The organism is Burkholderia alba, assembly GCF_034721475.1.
Lineage (GTDB): Bacteria > Pseudomonadota > Gammaproteobacteria > Burkholderiales > Burkholderiaceae > Burkholderia > Burkholderia alba.
In genome coordinates this window covers 1-2,850 of record NZ_JAWJWL010000107.1, presented here as the reverse complement: position 1 = coordinate 2,850, position 2,850 = coordinate 1, and the positions used below count along the sequence as shown (strand labels likewise).

Sequence of the window (2,850 nt, the reverse complement as noted above, 5' to 3'; positions counted from 1 at the left end):
GCCAAGGTCGCAGGGATGCAGTTGATCAAGTAATCACCGCGCAAGCCGATAAACAGGAAACCGGAATGAGCGATCTGCCAGAGGCAGCCGGAAGTGCCGCAGTGACCTCCGCCACAGTCACTTTGGTGCCGCCGTCGGATGGCCAGAGCTTCGTGCTGACAGCACGGCAACTCTGGTCGGGCGCCCAGGTATTAGCGGACAGCGAGATAGTAACCACGCTTCCCGGTGCGCTGCTCGTTGCTCAGGCATTGGAGGGGGCGTTGAAAGCAGTCCTTTGGGCCGCTGGGCGAGTTGCGTCCTCTCGTCGAACACGATCGCCGCCAGCATGGAGCGCGTCGGCCTAGCTGCCCAGCCCGTGATCAACCTGATGTGCGACGCGCTGCTCGATGCCGCGGTGATCTACTGCGACGAGACAATACTCCAGGTGCTGAAGGAGGCCGGCCGCCGCCCCCAGACGAAGAGCTATCTCTGGGCGCAGATGAGCGGCTCGGGCGTGCCCATCCGCTGCTTCACCTATACACCGGGCCGCGGCACGAAACTGGGCGAGAAGCTGTTCACCGGCATCCGTCAGGGCGCGGTCATGATGACCGACGGCTACGAGCCCTACAACGTAACCGCTAAATTCAGCATACCGAATGGAGAGTCATTTTCAACTGATGGGCAAGCATAGCCGTCGCGGCTGTCGTTACGAACAAACGAGTGATGAAGCGGGCGTCCGTGTCGCGCGCACCAGCGCGTGCGACAGGCGGCCGTTCGTGCCATACCGGGTTGCCCGGTCTCGAGTAGCGCGATATCAGACCCGCGTCCCGACGATGCGCGTACCGCTGCCGCGCGAGCTGGTCAGAATGACGATCCCGCCAGCCAGGCCCATGATCGCAGTTGGCATCATGGCCAGGTTCGTGCTACCGGTCTGGTCGAGGATGATGCCGTACACGTTGACCATCAACCCGCCAGCCAATGTCCCCACGGCATTGATGCCCGCGAGACCGACGGCCGCGACGCGTGGCGTCAGCAGCTCGAGCGACAGTGCCCAGAAGGGAGCCTTGAACGAGTAGGCGCCGATCAGCACGCAGGACAGCAGTGTAAGGATTGTTGCGAGGTTGCCGGCAAGGCCGGCGAGGCCGAAACCGAGGGCAATCAGGAGCAACGGCGCGCATGCATGCCATCTACGTTCGCCCTTGCGGTCGGAGCTCCATCCCCAGATCACCATCAGAACCGAGGCGATGCCGTACGGAATCGAGTTGAGCATGCCCGTTTCGAGGTCCGTGAGGCCGTGCGACTTGATCAGTTGCGGCTGCCAGACGCTGAGTACACTGCCGGCCGCCAATGCCGCCGAGCAAGCCAGCGTCAGGCCCCAGACCTGTCTATTGCACAGCAGTTGCCACGTCGAGACTTCGGCAATCGAACGGGCAGAGTCGCGCTCGGCCCGCAGACGCGAGGCGAGCCATGCCTTCTCGGTGGATGTCAGCCAGGTCGCGTGCTCGGGGCGATCCGTCAGCAAAAACAGGCAGACGATCCCGAAGACAAAGACCGGAAGCCCCTCGGCGACGAACAGCCAGTGCCACCCGCGCAGGCCCTGCAGGCCATCGAGCGAAAGGAGCCATCCGGAAATCTGCGAACCGAAGAACCCGGACAACGGAATCGCGACCATAAACAGCGCGATGACACGGGCCCGGTACGCGGCCGGAAGCCAAAACGTGAGGTAGAGCAGCACACCTGGGAAGAAGCCCGCCTCGGCTGCGCCGAGAACAAATCGCGCAATGCCGTACGACACCGGCCCCCTGACCAGCGCCATGGCCGTCGCGATCAAACCCCAGCTGATCATGATACGTGCCAGCCAGATGCGCGCGCCGAATTTCTGGAGAAGGATGTTGCTGGGAATTTCGAACAGGAAATACGCGATGAAAAACAGGCTGCTGCCCCAACCGAAGGCTGATCTGGACAGGCCGAGATCCTGGTTCATCTGCAGCGCGGCAAGACCGACGTTATTGCGGTTGAGGATTGCAAACATGTAGCAGACGGTCAGGAACGGGAGGGTACGCCAGATGAATTTTCTTGTGACGCTTTGCTCGATCGAGTGAGTGCCGTTCTTCATCTCCGCCATGTTTCCTTATTGTGCGTAGTCGCTTCCCGGCCGCATGCATGACTCCGCCTCATGCAAGAATCGGGGTCGACGGATGAGCTTCTTCCACTCCTTGAACGCAATCTCGAGGAAGCCCAGTTCATAACGCATCGGGATCGACCTTCACGACCGACTGACCCGCACGCGCGTCGGCGATCGCGTTCAGCTCGGTGTCTTCGAGACGTTCCAACATGACCTCGAACACCTTGACCGGCACACAGTAGAACGCGGGCTCGTTGCGATTCAGGATGGCAACCGGGAATCCTTCGCCGGCGGCCACGGTGAGCATCGGATTTTTCTTAAGCTCCGACACGCTGGCGGTCGTGTGTGCAAAAATGGTGTGGGTCATGCCCGCCTTCTAGCGGTTGATATGCACCCATAATAGCACCGCACCTTTAACCGCACCTTTCGGGCACTAAAGCTGAGGCACGATGGAGTTTTCCCCATTGGCTTTGTCACGTTGGCGATGGCGGGATAAACCCGTAATGTTCAGTCTGTCGCTCAGGGGTACTGTCAGATTGTTCGGCGGCCGGACAAAGGACGAGTGAGGCGAGTATCGATCGGCTTACGCCGGCATCCGGTCGCATGCAGCTCTCTCCCAGGCTGCAAAGGCCTGGGCACGTGCCTCGCGTTTGCACTGCACGCTCCGACTGTAGCGGCACCCCATGAACAGATTCGAAACCTGTCCGTGGACCGAGCAAAATCGTTGCAACTGCCGCGCCGATTTG

Annotated in this window: 3 protein-coding genes and 2 pseudogenes; 2 read left to right on the top strand and 3 right to left on the bottom strand. The window is 61.1% G+C overall.

The genetic code is table 11. The features are described 5' to 3' along the window. Both RZR99_RS32510 and RZR99_RS32505 read left to right on the top strand, forming a co-directional pair. The coding region (locus RZR99_RS32510) for a hypothetical protein (protein WP_323123786.1) at window positions 1-344 on the top strand (344 nt) is incomplete at its 5' end. Continuing rightward, window positions 299-622 (top strand): annotated as a pseudogene (locus RZR99_RS32505) (IS66 family transposase); the annotation flags it as partial. The gene RZR99_RS32510 and the pseudogene RZR99_RS32505, both read left to right, overlap by 46 nt. Before the next feature lie 171 nt (window positions 623-793). Here RZR99_RS32505 and RZR99_RS32500 read toward each other — a convergent pair. The 3 genes and pseudogenes from RZR99_RS32500 to RZR99_RS33630 form a co-directional block, all read right to left on the bottom strand. Next, the gene (locus tag RZR99_RS32500) at window positions 794-2,095 is read right to left on the bottom strand and encodes an MFS transporter (protein WP_323123785.1); all 1,302 of its coding nucleotides are present in this window, start codon (window positions 2,093-2,095) and stop codon (window positions 794-796) included. A 127-nt stretch (window positions 2,096-2,222) separates the two neighbouring features. Next, complete coding sequence (locus RZR99_RS32495; protein ID WP_323123784.1) at window positions 2,223-2,471, bottom strand: type II toxin-antitoxin system Phd/YefM family antitoxin; 249 nt, start codon at window positions 2,469-2,471, stop codon at window positions 2,223-2,225. A gap of 216 nt (window positions 2,472-2,687) precedes the next feature. Further along, a pseudogene (locus RZR99_RS33630) lies at window positions 2,688-2,850 on the bottom strand (IS6 family transposase); the annotation flags it as partial.

Coding starts and splice junctions, on each gene's coding strand:
- RZR99_RS32500 (WP_323123785.1), bottom strand. CDS start 2,095: ATGAAGAACGGCACTCACTCGATCGAGCAAAGCGTCACAAGAAAATTC.
- RZR99_RS32495 (WP_323123784.1), bottom strand. CDS start 2,471: ATGACCCACACCATTTTTGCACACACGACCGCCAGCGTGTCGGAGCTT.